The organism is Aquirufa salirivi (assembly GCF_045310485.1).
In the GTDB taxonomy this organism is placed as follows: domain Bacteria; phylum Bacteroidota; class Bacteroidia; order Cytophagales; family Spirosomataceae; genus Aquirufa; species Aquirufa salirivi.
The window spans coordinates 229,439-243,918 of record NZ_JBEWZH010000003.1; the positions used below are offsets into that span (position 1 = coordinate 229,439).

Consider the following 14,480-nt stretch of genomic DNA (forward strand, 5'->3'; position numbering starts at 1 on the left):
AGTCGTAAGTAGAATTACCAATCATAACGTAAAGGAGATAAATTTGTTTTTCTTTTGAATATGGCCATCACACACCGACAATTATTTCTGGATCATCTTGCTAAAACTTCTGATGCACCCTTAGCTTTGGAAATTGAAAAGGCAGAACATATTTACCTGTATGATGATCAAGGAAAATCCTATATGGATTTAATCTCAGGAATAGCCGTTTCCAATGTAGGTCATCGACATCCCAAAGTGATTGCAGCCATTAAAAATCAATTAGATGCTTACATGCATTTAATGGTTTATGGAGAATACATTCAAAGTCCACAGGTAAAACTAGCCGCTGCTCTAGTAAAATCAACTCAATCTAGCAGATTGAATCAAGTCTATTTTACTAATTCAGGAACAGAAGCCGTAGAAGGAGCCATGAAGCTGGCTAAACGATATACCGGTAGAACAGAAGTCATTTCCTGTTTTCAGGCATACCATGGGGCCACCCAGGGAGCCTTATCTTTGGCGGGAGATGAAAATTTCAAAAACAGCTTCCGTCCCTTATTACCTGATATCCGCCATATTCGACACGGAAATGTAGATGACTTAGCTCAAATCACGCGTAAAACAGCTGCCATTGTTATCGAAATAGTAGGTGGCGAGTCAGGGGTGAGGTTAGCTTCCAAATCCTATTTTCAAGCGCTCAAAAACCGATGCATTGAAACTGAATGTCTTTTAATCATTGATGAAATTCAAACAGGATTCGGGAGAACGGGTACATTTTGGGCTTTTCAAGCCATGGATATCGAACCTGATATTTTACTTTCTGCTAAAGGAATGGGAGGGGGCATGCCCATCGGAGCATTTATGGCACCCGAAGAAATCATGCAAAGCTTAACAGTAAGACCCGTTTTGGGGCATATCACTACTTTTGGCGGTCATCCTGTCTCATGTGCTGCCTCCTTAGCAACCCTAGAAACTATATTTGAAGAACACTTATTGGATGATGTTGAAAAGAAAAGTCAACTATTTAAAACCCTTTTAATTCATCCTAAAATCAAAGAAGTACGGGGTATAGGACTCATGCTGGCAGTTGAAATGGATTCCTTTCAAACAGTCAAAGCAGTCATTGATGCCTGTATAGAACAAGGTTTAATCACCGATTGGTTTCTGTTTTGCGATTATTCCATTCGCATTGCACCTCCTTTAGTGATTACTGAAGAGGAAATAAAAATAGCCTGCAACGTTTTGTTACAGGCTATTCAACAAATTAATCAAAAAAATTAAGCGTGCTTCAATAAAGCTTCTGCCAAAACAGATTTTGGCAAGTTACCACCTACTAAACGCTCCTTCATTTCTCCATTTTTGAAAACCATCAAAGTCGGAATAGAACGAATACCCAAAGAAGCAGGTACCGCTGAATTTAAGTCTACATTCATTTTAGCTACAATTGCTTGACCTTCTACTTCGCCTGCTAATTCTTCTACTACGGGTCCAATCATTTTACATGGGCCACACCATTCTGCCCAAAAATCCACTAATACCGGAGTATCAGAACCTATTAACTCTTGAAAATTGGCATCAGTAGCCTCTACGTATTTTCCCATGATTTATTTTTTATTAAGATTCAAAATTAAACATTTTTATTATTTCTATTAGATAAACCAGCTAATTAAGATATCAATTTTACTGTAATATGCTCAATATCAGCTAATTCATCCATTAAAGACTTCTCTATATTCAATTGCATTTTGCGCGACATAAAATCAAGCTGCAACTTTTCTATCTCATCATATACTTCAATCACCAGCTTTTTGTTTCCCTTATGTCTTTCTAATGTACCTAACAAATGATCCAATGAAGTTTTGTTTAAACTATGTAAGTTCAAAGAAAGTTTCATTTCCTTCGTTCTTGAAGATAAAATTTCTGACAAAAGCTCAATGGATTGAATTTTAAAGGCTTTTTGATCCGAATAGGAGTTTTTATTTTTATAAATTCCTTGAATAAATAACAGTCGGTCGAGACCTATGAATCGTTCAAATTCAATATAATCCTTCGCGAAAAGCGCAAACTCCGTAGTTCCTGAGAAATCCTCCAAACTGAAAATCATGAATTGATTCCCATTTCCGGAGGTTCTAACATTCATTTTGGTAACAATCCCCGCAAAGGACTGCACATTTCCACCTTTTAACTCCAATTGAGAAACACTCGAATTGCAAAAATTATTGATTTCGATACGATACTCATCCAAAGGATGTCCTGAAATATAAACACCCACCACTTCTTTCTCGTTCTTCAATTGCTCCATCACAGACCAAGCTTCGGCTGAAGGTATTCTAGGTTTAGCGATGTCATTACCTGTTCCTGCTCCCAACTCGCCAAACAAAGACTGCGTGGCGCTGGCTTTCAATTCAGCCATCCTTGAAGCATATCGAACAATCTTCTCAATAAAGGTTGTATTTTCCTGATCTACATAAAAATAATGGGAGCGAGGTATTTCCGTAAAACAATCAAAAGCACCTGCAAAAGCCAAAGACTCCAAGCTTTTCTTGTTTACTTGACGTACGTTGATTCTAGAAACAAAATCAAAAATATCGGTGTATTCTCCATTTTTTGTTCTTTCCTCCACAATAGCATCTACGGCTGCTTCACCCACACCTTTAATGGCTCCCAAACCAAAACGAATATGCCCTTTTTTGTTCACTGCAAAATACCTTTCCGATTCATTCACATCAGGAACCAATAAAGGTATTCCCATGCGTTTACACTCATCCATGAAGAAGGTAATCTTTTCAATATTACCCAAGGAGTTTGAAAGAACTGCCGCCATGAACTCGGAAGGGTAGTTAGCTTTCAAATACCCTGTCTGGTAAGCCACTAATCCATAGCAAGTTGAGTGCGATTTGTTAAAGGCATATTGAGCAAATGCTTCCCAGTCAGTCCATATTTTTTCTAATCGATCAGCAGGGTGATGATTGGTTTGTCCACCTTCCATGAACTTTCCTTTCATTTTATCAATCGTAGCCTTATCTTTTTTACCCATCGCCTTTCTCAAAACGTCCGCATCACCTTTGGTGAAATTGGCCAATTTTTGAGAAAGCAACATGACCTGCTCTTGGTAAACCGTAATGCCATAGGTATCACTTAAATACTCTTCCATTTCTGGCAAATCGTATTCAATTTTCTCTCTTCCGTGCTTACGGGAAATGTAATTGGGAATATAGACCATTGGACCTGGTCTAAACAAAGCATTCATGGCAATCAAATCAGAAAACTGATCGGGTTTTAAATCCTTCAAGTGTTTTTGCATCCCGGGAGATTCAAACTGGAAGGTACCATTCGTTTCTGCTCTTTGATATAATTCAAATGTTTTGACATCATCCAGAGGAAGCGTGTCCAAATCAATCGTTATTCCATGATTTTGCTTGATTAAGCGAATGGCTTCCTTTAAAATAGATAAGGTCTTTAAACCTAAAAAGTCCATTTTAATAACACCAGCGTTTTCAATGACTGAACCATCAAATTGTGTAATCAATAAACTCACATCTTTGGAAGTGGCAACAGGTAAAATATCCGTTAAATCATGGGGAGCAATGATAATACCGGCGGCATGTATTCCCGTTCCTCGAACCGAACCTTCCAATACCAAGGCATTTTCAATCACCCGAGAGGCTAAACCACCACTTGCTTTGATTTGCCTTAATTGCTTGACTTGCTCTAATTCCTCACTCGATAAATTTTCTTTATCAGCTAAACTGCCATCTCCTGTTAAAGGTGCATTAATCACACGCTCGAGGGATATTTTTGGCTTATCTGGCACCAATTTGGCCAAAGCATTGGATTCAGAAAGAGGCAAATCCAATACACGAGCCACATCTTTGATTGACATTTTGGCAGCCATGGTACCGTAAGTGGCTATATGTGCCACTTGATTACGGCCGTATTTCTCTACCACATAGTCAATAACTTTTTGTCGGCCTTCATCATCAAAGTCCGTATCAATATCGGGTAAGGACTTACGATCTGGATTCAAGAAACGCTCAAAAAGCAAATTATATTTAATTGGGTCAATATTGGTAATACCCAAACAATAGGCTACCACAGAACCTGCAGCTGAACCACGACCAGGCCCCACATAAACTCCTAAATCTTTACCAGCATTAATGAAATCGGCTACAATCAAGAAATAACCTGCAAAACCCATGGTCCGAATGGTATGCAATTCAAATCGCAAACGCTCTTCTATTTCTTGGTTAATATCCACATAGCGCTTTTTAGCACCTTCCATGGTCAAATGCTCCAAGAAGTCATCTTGACTTAAAAAGGTACTTGGGATTTGAAAATTGGGCAATAATACGTCCTTTTTCAATTCCAAGATTTCCACTTTGCCAACAATCTCATTGGTATTATCAATGGATTCAGGAATATGTGACCACAATTGGGTCATTTCCTCAGTGGTCTTAAAGTAAAATTGATCATTATAAAAAGCAAAACGCTTGCCTTTCATGTCAAAATCACCTTCTATGTCCTTGTAAGTGGGAGTGGACTGCTTTTCTCCGGTATTAATACACAATAAAATATCGTGTGCATTCGCATCTTTTTGGTCTAAATAATGGCTGTCATTGGATGCGATCACCTTGACATTGTATTTCTTGGCAAAACGCAACAAGACTTCATTTACCGTCTGTTGCTCAGGAATTTGGTGATTTTGAACCTCGATGTAATAATCCTCTCCAAATAAATCCAACCACCATTTGAACTCCTTTTCAGCTTCCGCTTCACCCGAACGTAAAATGGCTTGAGGAACACTCGCTCCTAAACAACAAGTGGTAGCAATCAAGCCTTTATGGTATTTCAACACCAATTCTTTATCGATCCTCGGATATTTGGAATACATACCCTCCATAAATCCCAAAGAACATAATTTCACGAGGTTTTGATAGCCTTCAGGATTTTTGGCAAGGAATAGCTGGTGATACCTTTTATCCTTTTGCTCCTTCGTGAAGCTTTGCTTATGACGATCTGTCACTAAATAAAACTCACATCCCACAATGGGCTTAACTCCATGTTTTCCAGCTTCAGCGACAAACTGAAACACTCCAAACATATTACCATGGTCCGTAATAGCCACTGCAGGCATATTGTCGGCCTTGGCTTTTTTAAACATGGAAGATATCTTGGACGCACCATCCAAAAGGGAAAACTGGGAGTGATTGTGCAAATGCGAAAACTGCATATATTACTTAATAGAAAAGGGTTCTTTATCAAAAAAAATGGCATTCAAGAAATCCAGATAAGGTTTCAATACCTGTGCATCTTGTATTAGTGTTTCTACAAACTTGGGATTTAATACTTCAGAATCACTATATTTCCGCCAAAAAAACAACTGTTTCTTCTTCAATAGCTCAATTTCAGGATGGTCCACACCATAACCCTTGGGCATTGTTTTCAAAGCATCTCCCTCAGCTTCTCCAAACACCTTCAAAAATGTTGGAGCGTATATGATTTCTTTTAAATGCTTGGCATTATAATCTATTTCTTGTCGAAATAATGCTAATTGCTCAGGAGTAGGACTATACATTCCGCCTCCTAAAAAGGATTTTCCACCGGGTTCAATGTGTACATAATAATCCATTAGACCTGACTTCCGTCCACCTTCCGAGAAACTTGCTGAAAACCAGGTTTTATAGGGAGCCTTATCTTTGGCAAAGCGAACATCACGGTAAATCCGGTAGGAGCAATGCTTTAACTCCACACCATCCATGTTTTCAAAATCCCCAAATAGCGAAATGAGCTGAATGGTAAATTGATCAAATGCCGACTTTTGTTCTAGAAATCTGTCCTTATTTTCCCCAAACCATTCCCTTGTATTGTTTTCTTTTAAATCAGATAAAAAGGTCAAAAGGGAAGAAGGAATGGACATAAGCCTAGGAATCAAAAAATATAAACGAATTTAAATAAATAAGTCAATACTTGCCCGCAAATTTTGGGAGTTTCGCGCTATTTTCTTGATTTTTGTAAAACATTAAATTTTTAAGCATGCGCATTCTGACGGGCATTCAATCTTCTGGTCGGCCACATTTAGGAAATATATTAGGAGCCATTCTACCAGCGCTTGAACTTTCTAAGAAATCTGGTAATGAATCTTTCCTTTTTATAGCCGATTTACACACCTTAACGAGTTTAAAAGATGGTGCTAGCATCCGAGCGAATACCTTATCCATTGCGGCAGCTTGGTTAGCTTGTGGTTTGGATACCCAGCATACCTATTTTTATCGCCAGTCGAAATTAGCTCCCTACCATACCGAATTATTGTGGTATTTATCTTGTGTGACACCCTTCCCGATGCTAGCAAATGCGCACAGCTTCAAGGACAAATCCAATAAATTGGCCGATGTGAATGCGGGCTTATTTACCTATCCAGTTTTACAAGCCGCTGATATCTTATTATATGATGCAAACTTGATACCAGTCGGTAAAGATCAGCGTCAACATATTGAAATGACTAGGGATATGGCGGGTGTGATTAATCGTATAGCGCAAAAAGATATTTTTGTCATTCCGGAAGCTGAAATTTCCGAGCATGTCATGACGATCCCGGGCATAGATGGACAAAAGATGAGCAAATCCTTGAACAATTACATCGATGTGTTTTTACCTGAAAAGGACTTATTGAAACAAATCAAAAAAATTGTAACGGATACTACTCCTTTGGAGGATCCGAAGATTCCAGATGAGGATATTACGTTTAAATTGTATCAATTGATTGCTTCACCAGAAGATGTAGCTCAAATGAGAGTCAACTACTTACAAGGTGGATATGGGTACGGACATGCGAAGCAAGCGTTATTTGAGGCCATTTTATTATATTTCAAAGATGCCCGTGAAAAGTTTAAGTTTTACATGAATAATGAAAATGAAATTATTAAAAAATTAGAAGAAGGAGAGGCCCGAGTTAAACCTATTGCTGAGGCTACGATTCAACGAGTACGGGAAATCTTTCAGTTTTAATCATGTGGCCACAATGGGATAGTGATGTTTTTCAATGGATCAACCAAGCTCATGCGAGTGGTCTGGATGAAATCATGATGCTTTTATCCAACCGCTGGATTTGGGTTCCTTTGTATTTGTATTTGATTTACATCGTTTACCAACAAAAGAGAAAGCTATTTTTAGCTTCCATATCCTATTTGATCTTATGCATTGTTTGGGCCGACCAAATATCTTCTAGTATTTTAAAACCCTATTTTCAACGATTAAGACCCTGCCATGAACCAGCATTTAGTTCTTGGATACATTTACCCGATGGCTGTGGAGGATTGTATGGATTTTGCTCGTCCCATGCTGCCAATTCATTTGCTTTGGCTTTTGGCTTTTATATAATAACTCAACATAAAATAGCAAGGAATTTATTGTTGCTATGGGCTTTTTTAGTCTCTTATAGTCGGGTATACCTAGGAGCCCATTATCCATTGGATGTCATTATGGGAGCTGCTGTGGGTATTTTGGGAACTATTATTTTAAAACACCTTATTTACGACAAGCTTGTCAAAAAAGCATAAGTATCAATTCCATCGGCAAAATCGCTCAAACCAGGTTGCTGGCTTTTTCCAAATTCTACCTGGTTTGCCAGGTCTGACTTAGCTCCAACGATGCATTGAATTTTTCCTTCGGAGGCTTGAATCCAAGCTTGAAGTTCATCTTTTGAGGCATATCTTCTCAAATAAACCACCCCAACGGGAGAAACTAAATCTTGACTTTCTTGAATCAATAAATTTCCTAAATCAAAATGGGGAATTTGATTTAAAAGAAATAGGGTTTTGTGGTACTGGTAATTATTGGAATACTTGGTATGGTCTAAAACCCAATGGTATTGAGTTAATACATCAAAAAGAGGAAGCGGGTCATAAACCTCTGGTATGGCGATGGTCGATACATTTCTACATCCCAATCCGTAATAAGAAAATACATCGCTAGCTAAAGCATGAAAATCCTCATGGGATTCTGAACCTTCTAACACTGCGATGGAAGTCCTGTTCTTGCGTATGATATGTGGTATGGTGGCAAAATAATGGGCAAAGTAAGAACCTGAGAAATCACTTCCTGTAGCAATAACGGCATCCATACCTTGCAAACGTTCAATCAGTCGAATGGGCACATCAGAACTAAACTCTTGCATGGCTTGAACATACAATAGCATCATGGATTTATCCTGAGAGCTTAATTTAATGCAGGCCTCATTTCCACTAGCTAAAGTCATTAATACATCATGAATACCTACGGCAGGTAGATTTCCCGCTAAAATTAATCCAACTTGATGCCTAGTAGAAATTTGTAGGGGGTGCTGTAGAAAAAATGCTTCCCAAGCAGTCACATCAAAAAATTGCAATTGAACAGCTTCCATAGCTTCACGAATGAGGTGTTCAGAGAACCATGGATTTTCATTTTTAGCTCTATCTATAAAAAGTTCTATTTTTTCCTTGTTAGATGACTTTGTAAAATAGTCCGACAAAAAGGCAATGAGCTGTAAAAATGACTCTTTTTTCATAAATGTAATGGTCCCTAGCATGCAATTGAATTGCAAAGTTCTAAAAATTTTGCAATAGTCTTTCAAAAATATATAGTATTCAAAATTTTGGATGTAAATTGCATAAATTTCTTTCAAAAAGGACGATTAAGGTCTTAAACAAAAGATTATGGCTATTATTATTACTGATGAGTGTATTAACTGTGGGGCTTGCGAACCAGAATGCCCTAATACAGCGATTTATGAAGGTGGAGTTGAGTGGACATGGGCAGGGGGAACCTCGTTAACAGAGGTAGAATTAGGAGATGGTTCCACCATGGACGCCAAGGCGCCCGTTGAGCCCGTTTCTGAAGAATTTTATTACATCGTTCCAGATAAATGCACAGAATGTACTGGATTCCACGAGGAACCACAATGTGCGGCTGTTTGTCCTGTAGATTGCTGCGTGCCTGACCCTGATCATGTAGAAGATAAAGATACCTTATTAGCTAAAAAAGCGTGGTTACATGCTGAATAAATAGCTATTATATAGATACTTACGGAGACCTGCCCAGTGCAGGTCTTTTTTTTTGCCTCAGTTTAATCCAAACTGACTTATCCTAAGTCAAAATATCCAATTTATACTATTCTAAGAATAAAAACCTCAAAATGTCAATTTTGCAAAAATGAGTTTTAATTTTAATCTCATTTTTATTCATTTTTGTAATTATTCAAATTTTAGGTTTAATTTTTAACCTTAAATTGTAATATTTTTGAATAATTATCATTTTTAGGTTTAATTTTTATCAATAATTCTTGTTTTGTATTTTTTTTAAAACAATATTTGTCACGTAGTCAAGCATTTATTTTCCCATTAAAATTTAAAGAATATGAAAAAATCAATCTTTACCCTCTTATTGTCAGGAATTAGCTTTTTGGGATTTTCCCAAGAAAAAGAAGCTGAAAGCTCAAAATTTACATTTTCGGGTTACATCGATTCGTACTATATGTTAAATTTTAACAATCCGACAAACCGCAGCAACCTAGGTACTTCAGGTTACGAAAGAGCATTTGATCAAAAATCAAATCAATTCTCCATCGGATTAGTACAGACCAAATTTGGCTATGCGACAAAAACATCTGACGTTGTGGTTGATTTAACTTTTGGACCAAATGCAGACCTTGGCCAATACGGTAACGTGGTTGGTCCATTAGGCGCAGGAAAAGCATCCACTGCTTTAGCTATTAAACAAGCATATTTCAACTGGAAGCCTAGCGACAAATGGACATTCACTGTGGGTCAGTTTGGTACACACATTGGATATGAAGTTATTGATGCACCCGTGAATTATAATTATTCATTATCTAACTTATTCAATAACGGTCCTTTCTACCACATCGGTGCTAAAGCCAACTATGCGTTCTCTTCTAAATCCGCTTTGATGTTGGGTATTGTGAATAACGTAGATAACTTAAATGATAACAACTCTTCGAAAGGTTTCATCGGTCAGTTCTTTTTTGCTCCTAAAGAGGGATGGAACGTATACATCAATGGAATTACTTCCAACGAATCTGCTCCTTTAGCTAGTGGAAAAGATGATTCGGGTAGTTACAACTTATTAGACTTAACCACTTCATACCAAGTAACTCCTAAATACTTAATCGGCTTAAATGCTGCTTATGGTTCACAAACAGGTGATTTTCAAGGTGGTGGTAGTGTAGGTGATAGCAAAACTTGGGGTGGGGTAGCACTTTACTCGAACTACGCTTTCACAGACCACTTTAGCTTAGGAGGTCGTTACGAAGTTTTTGATAATACTAGTGGAGCTAGAGCTTTGCGCGGTATCAATGCTGCCGGCGAGACAGTAGGAACTGATGTTAGCTCGTTCACTTTAACTGCTACATTCACCACTGCTGAAGGCCATTTATTGATCAAACCAGAATTAAGAACAGATTCATTCAAAACCGCTCAATTTGTGGATGGTGATGGAAAGTCTCAAAAATCACAAGCCACATTTGGAACAGTCTTTATATACAAATTTTAATTTAACTTAACATTTACGGACATGACAACACAAAAACCAACTTGGATTCCGCTTCTAGTATTACTTGCAGTCGCGGTGCTTGCATTGTTTACCGATCTACCTGGATCGATTCCTACAGAAGGCATAGATACGGGTGACACAGCTTGGCTGATTGTAGCCTCTGGATTAGTACTCCTAATGACTCCTGGATTAGCTTATTTCTATGGGGGAATGGTAAATCATAAAAATGTGATTTCTACTATGTTGCAATCGTTCATTGCCATGGGTGTCATCAGCGTTATTTGGGTGGTTTTTGGATTCAGTTTAGCATTTGGAGATTCCATTGGCGGCTGGATTGGTGACCCAACTACCTTTTTTATGTTCAATAATGTGTTTGACCACAAATTATCATTAGGATCAGCTGATCAGATTAAATTCACGATTCCTTTTGCGTTATTTGCATTTTTCCAAATGAAGTTCGCGGTAATTACCCCAGCTTTGATTTCAGGAGCATTGGCAGAAAGAATTAACTTCAAAGCTTATGTTTTATTCATGGTGCTTTTCTGCATCTTTGTTTATTCTCCATTGGCTCACTGGACATGGCACCCAGACGGATTCTTATTCAATTTAGGTGTTTTAGATTTCGCAGGTGGTACTGTTGTTCACATGTCAGCTGGTTGGGCTGCATTAGCAGGTGCTCTTTACTTACGTCGTAGAAAGTCACACATCGAGTCAAACATTTTGCCTCCAGCTAATATTCCATACGTATTATTAGGTACTGCCTTATTATGGTTCGGATGGTTTGGATTCAATGCAGGTTCAGCATTAGGAGCTAATTCCTTATCTGTTACTGCATTCGCTACTACGCACATTGCTGCTGCTTCTGCTGGTTTATCTTGGATCTTATTTGATGTAACTCGTGGTAAAAAAGTATCTGCTTTAGGTTTCTGTATCGGTGCTGTAGTTGGTTTAGTAGCCATCACACCTGCAGCAGGTTTTGTAACCCTTCCAGTAGCTATCTTCATCGGTGTAATCGCAGCAATGGTTTCTAACATCATCGCTCACTGGAGAGCATCATCCAACTTAGATGATACCTTAGACGTTTTCCCTTGCCATGGTGTAGGTGGAATGGTTGGTATGTTGATGACAGGTATTTTCGCTACTAGCGCAGTAAACTCTGCGGTTGCTGGTAACGGTTTGTTCTACGGAGAAACAGATTTATTCGTAAAACACATTTTAGCTCTTGCCATCGTTTCTGCCTTTGCATTTGGCGTATCATATATCCTTTTAATTGTAACGGATAAAATCATTCCATTACGTGTTAATGAGGAAGAAGAAAGATTAGGTTTGGACATTTCGCAACACGACGAGTCGATTACGGAATAGTCTAACATATAGACAAAGCCGCAAGTAATGGTTCTTGTGGTTTTGTTTCAATCAAAAAGTCGGAAGCTTCTAGTTTCCGGCTTTTTTGTTTTGTACGTATTAAACGAATTGTTCTATTAAGATGTCCGCCCGCATTAATCCTTCATCATCTAAAGATTTGTAGCGTACAGGCTGAATGGTGTTGATTAATAAAGGATCAAATGGTACACGAACGCGTACGTAATTTTCAGAAAACCCTTCCATAAAACCATCCGAAGAAGCCTCTTCAAAAAGCACTTTGCCTTTTCGCCCTACTTGGGATTCATAAAAAGCCCGACGTTTTTTATCGGAAAGAATATGTAACATTTTCGAACGCTCGGCTTTCACCTTTGCATCTACTTTTGGCTGGATATCGACCGCATAGGTATTGGCACGTTCTGAATAAGAAAATACATGTAAATAGGAAATATCTAATTCATTTAAGAAATGATAGGTATCTAAAAACATCTCTTCGCTTTCACCAGGATGACCTACAATCACATCTACACCAATACAAGCATTTGGCATCAGAGATTTTATCTCGCGAACCCGATCAGCATACAATTCTCTTTGGTACCTACGCTTCATTAATCGTAAAACTGCATTGGAACCAGATTGTAGTGGAACATGAAAATGTGGCACAAAATACGGTGAATCAGCTAGGTAGTGTAATAACTCACTGTGCAATAAATTAGGTTCTATGGACGAAATCCGAAATCTATTTAAATCGTTTTGATCATCTAGTGACTTGACCAAATCAAAAAAAGATTCGACGCGCTTACCTTGTTGAATACCAAAGTCGCCAATGTTTACGCCAGTCAATACCACTTCCTTAACTCCTTTTTCCGCAATTTCCTTAACCAAACCCAACACATTTTTAATACTACTCGATCTGCTTTGTCCACGTGCCAAAGGAATGGTACAATAGGAGCAGGGGTAATCACAACCATCCTGAACTTTTAAAAAAGTTCGTGTTCGGTCATTGACAGAATAGGAGGCATGGTAATCTAAATCATAGCGAATTTCAGAAGCTATCACTTTAGGCAAGGCTTGTTTCTTTTCAGAAACAAAATAAGGTGATATAATGTCCGCTAATTGGAATTTCTCATTTGCTCCTAAAACCAAATCAACCCCAGGGATTTGAGCAATTTCATCAGGTTTCAATTGAGCATAGCAGCCCATAATGACGACTACTGATTCTGGATTGATTTTTTTAGCTTCTTTAACTACTTTTTTACACTTTTTATCTGCTTGATCAGTCACGCTACAAGTATTGATAACGAAAAGATCAGGGCTTTGTTGAAATTCTACCCGTTCAAAACCCATGGGTTCCAAGGAACGAGCAATGGTGCTGGACTCGGCAAAATTCAACTTGCAACCTAACGTATAAAAAGCTAATTTTTTCATGCAGAATAATAAGCTACAAATTTAAAACAAAAATGGCGGATAAATCCGCCATTTTTACTCAATTATGTATGAAACAATACTCCAAATATTAATATTTGGCTGTTTTTACTGTCTTAATAATTCTTGAAGCTACTTTGTATGGATCGGCAGCTGAGTTAGGGCGACGATCTTCTAACCAACCTTTCCATCCTTTTTCTACTGTTGCAATAGGGATACGGATAGATGCTCCACGGTCAGAAACTCCATAAGAGAACTGGTGGATTGATTGAGTTTCGTGCTTTCCAGTCAAACGTAAGTGGTTATCAGCACCATATACTTCAATATGCTCTTTCACTACTGGAGCAAATGCAGAACAGATGGCATCATATGTACCTTTTTCTCCACAAGTACGTAAAGCCGTATTAGAGAAATTGGCATGCATTCCTGATCCATTCCAATCTAATTCCCCAAGAGGCTTACAGTGCCAGTTAATAGCAACACCATATTTCTCTCCTAATCTTTCTAATAAATAACGAGCTACCCAAATTTGATCACCTGCTTCTTTAGCACCTTTTGCGAAAATTTGGAATTCCCACTGACCAGCAGCTACTTCGGCATTGATACCCTCCACATTTAATCCAGCTTCTAAACAAATGTCTAAATGCTCTTCTACGATATCACGGCCATAGGCATTCTTAGCACCAACTGAACAATAGTATGGTCCTTGAGGCGCTGGATAACCGTTGGATGGAAATCCTAAAGGCTTATTAGTTTCTGGATCCCACAAGAAGTATTCTTGCTCAAAACCAAACCAAAAATCATTATCATCATCTTCAATAGTCGCACGACCATTACTTTCGTGTGCTGAACCATCTGAATTCAACACTTCACACATTACTAGGTAAGCACTTTTTCTAGCAGGATCTGGGCAAATGAACACAGGTTTCAAAAGACAGTCAGAAGAACCACCTGGAGCCTGCTCAGTAGATGAGCCGTCAAAGCACCACATATCACAATCTTCTAGTTTGCCACTGAAGTTATTTTCAATCTTTGTTTTAGAACGTAAACTCTGAGTAGGTTTGTAACCGTCAAGCCAAATGTATTCAAGTTTAGATTTTGCCATGATTTTAAACGTGTTTTTATTAAAAATTCATTTTTTGTACCAAATACAATGCAAAAATAAA

Annotated in this window: 12 protein-coding genes; 6 read left to right on the plus strand and 6 right to left on the minus strand. The window is 38.1% G+C overall.

The window, feature by feature from the left end; all coding sequences use genetic code 11:
• The first annotated feature begins 60 nt into the window (after window positions 1–60).
• Window positions 61–1,263 (plus strand): aspartate aminotransferase family protein, encoded by a 1,203-nt coding sequence (locus U0R11_RS05415; RefSeq protein WP_406750370.1) that lies wholly within the window; start codon window positions 61–63, stop codon window positions 1,261–1,263.
• Here U0R11_RS05415 and trxA read toward each other — a convergent pair.
• From trxA to U0R11_RS05430, 3 genes are all read right to left on the minus strand, one after another.
• Window positions 1,260–1,583 (minus strand): thioredoxin, encoded by a 324-nt coding sequence (gene trxA / locus U0R11_RS05420; protein WP_109323049.1) that lies wholly within the window; start codon window positions 1,581–1,583, stop codon window positions 1,260–1,262. The genes U0R11_RS05415 and trxA overlap by 4 nt on opposite strands.
• Window positions 1,584–1,648: 65 nt before the next feature.
• On the minus strand, window positions 1,649–5,212 hold the full coding sequence (gene dnaE, locus U0R11_RS05425; RefSeq protein WP_406750373.1) for a DNA polymerase III subunit alpha: 3,564 nt from the start codon (window positions 5,210–5,212) through the stop codon (window positions 1,649–1,651).
• Window positions 5,213–5,215: 3 nt separating this feature from the next.
• A complete protein-coding gene (locus U0R11_RS05430) occupies window positions 5,216–5,899 on the minus strand; it encodes a DUF2461 domain-containing protein (protein ID WP_406750375.1) in 684 nt (227 codons plus the stop codon).
• 116 nt (window positions 5,900–6,015) lie between these two features.
• Between U0R11_RS05430 and trpS the strand changes: the two genes are divergently transcribed.
• Complete coding sequence (gene trpS, locus U0R11_RS05435) at window positions 6,016–6,987, plus strand: tryptophan--tRNA ligase (protein WP_406750376.1); 972 nt, start codon at window positions 6,016–6,018, stop codon at window positions 6,985–6,987.
• A 2-nt stretch (window positions 6,988–6,989) separates the two neighbouring features.
• The gene (locus U0R11_RS05440; RefSeq protein WP_406750378.1) at window positions 6,990–7,538 is read left to right on the plus strand and encodes a phosphatase PAP2 family protein; all 549 of its coding nucleotides are present in this window, start codon (window positions 6,990–6,992) and stop codon (window positions 7,536–7,538) included.
• On the opposite strand, the gene U0R11_RS05445 is transcribed toward U0R11_RS05440, so the two are convergent.
• Window positions 7,511–8,524 carry an aldehyde dehydrogenase family protein gene (locus tag U0R11_RS05445; protein WP_406750380.1) on the minus strand — a complete coding sequence of 338 codons (1,014 nt, stop codon included), beginning with the start codon at window positions 8,522–8,524 and terminating at the stop codon, window positions 7,511–7,513. The two genes, U0R11_RS05440 and U0R11_RS05445, sit on opposite strands and share 28 nt — an antisense overlap.
• A 148-nt stretch (window positions 8,525–8,672) precedes the next feature.
• Between U0R11_RS05445 and U0R11_RS05450 the strand changes: the two genes are divergently transcribed.
• From U0R11_RS05450 to U0R11_RS05460, 3 genes are all read left to right on the plus strand, one after another.
• Window positions 8,673–9,020 (plus strand): 4Fe-4S dicluster domain-containing protein, encoded by a 348-nt coding sequence (locus tag U0R11_RS05450; RefSeq protein WP_166373988.1) that lies wholly within the window; start codon window positions 8,673–8,675, stop codon window positions 9,018–9,020.
• A 352-nt stretch (window positions 9,021–9,372) separates the two neighbouring features.
• On the plus strand, window positions 9,373–10,527 hold the full coding sequence (locus tag U0R11_RS05455; protein ID WP_406750382.1) for a porin: 1,155 nt from the start codon (window positions 9,373–9,375) through the stop codon (window positions 10,525–10,527).
• Window positions 10,528–10,548: 21 nt separating this feature from the next.
• Window positions 10,549–11,892 carry an ammonium transporter gene (locus U0R11_RS05460; protein WP_166373986.1) on the plus strand — a complete coding sequence of 448 codons (1,344 nt, stop codon included), beginning with the start codon at window positions 10,549–10,551 and terminating at the stop codon, window positions 11,890–11,892.
• Window positions 11,893–11,991: 99 nt separating this feature from the next.
• Here U0R11_RS05460 and mtaB read toward each other — a convergent pair whose 3' ends face one another.
• Both mtaB and U0R11_RS05470 read right to left on the minus strand, forming a co-directional pair.
• Complete coding sequence (gene mtaB / locus U0R11_RS05465; protein ID WP_166373985.1) at window positions 11,992–13,317, minus strand: tRNA (N(6)-L-threonylcarbamoyladenosine(37)-C(2))-methylthiotransferase MtaB; 1,326 nt, start codon at window positions 13,315–13,317, stop codon at window positions 11,992–11,994.
• 88 nt (window positions 13,318–13,405) lie between these two features.
• A complete protein-coding gene (locus U0R11_RS05470; RefSeq protein ID WP_166373984.1) occupies window positions 13,406–14,419 on the minus strand; it encodes a glutamine synthetase beta-grasp domain-containing protein in 1,014 nt (337 codons plus the stop codon).
• Window positions 14,420–14,480 lie beyond the last annotated feature (61 nt).

What these genes read in the sequence shown, in the direction of transcription:
- U0R11_RS05455 (WP_406750382.1), top strand. Translation starts at nt 9,373, where the DNA reads ATGAAAAAATCAATCTTTACCCTCTTATTGTCAGGAATTAGCTTTTTG.
- U0R11_RS05450 (WP_166373988.1), top strand. Translation starts at nt 8,673, where the DNA reads ATGGCTATTATTATTACTGATGAGTGTATTAACTGTGGGGCTTGCGAA.
- U0R11_RS05440 (WP_406750378.1), top strand. Translation starts at nt 6,990, where the DNA reads ATGTGGCCACAATGGGATAGTGATGTTTTTCAATGGATCAACCAAGCT.
- U0R11_RS05430 (WP_406750375.1), bottom strand. Translation starts at nt 5,899, where the DNA reads ATGTCCATTCCTTCTTCCCTTTTGACCTTTTTATCTGATTTAAAAGAA.
- mtaB (WP_166373985.1), bottom strand. Translation starts at nt 13,317, where the DNA reads ATGAAAAAATTAGCTTTTTATACGTTAGGTTGCAAGTTGAATTTTGCC.
- dnaE (WP_406750373.1), bottom strand. Translation starts at nt 5,212, where the DNA reads ATGCAGTTTTCGCATTTGCACAATCACTCCCAGTTTTCCCTTTTGGAT.
- trxA (WP_109323049.1), bottom strand. Translation starts at nt 1,583, where the DNA reads ATGGGAAAATACGTAGAGGCTACTGATGCCAATTTTCAAGAGTTAATA.
- U0R11_RS05460 (WP_166373986.1), top strand. Translation starts at nt 10,549, where the DNA reads ATGACAACACAAAAACCAACTTGGATTCCGCTTCTAGTATTACTTGCA.
- trpS (WP_406750376.1), top strand. Translation starts at nt 6,016, where the DNA reads ATGCGCATTCTGACGGGCATTCAATCTTCTGGTCGGCCACATTTAGGA.
- U0R11_RS05445 (WP_406750380.1), bottom strand. Translation starts at nt 8,524, where the DNA reads ATGAAAAAAGAGTCATTTTTACAGCTCATTGCCTTTTTGTCGGACTAT.
- U0R11_RS05415 (WP_406750370.1), top strand. Translation starts at nt 61, where the DNA reads ATGGCCATCACACACCGACAATTATTTCTGGATCATCTTGCTAAAACT.
- U0R11_RS05470 (WP_166373984.1), bottom strand. Translation starts at nt 14,419, where the DNA reads ATGGCAAAATCTAAACTTGAATACATTTGGCTTGACGGTTACAAACCT.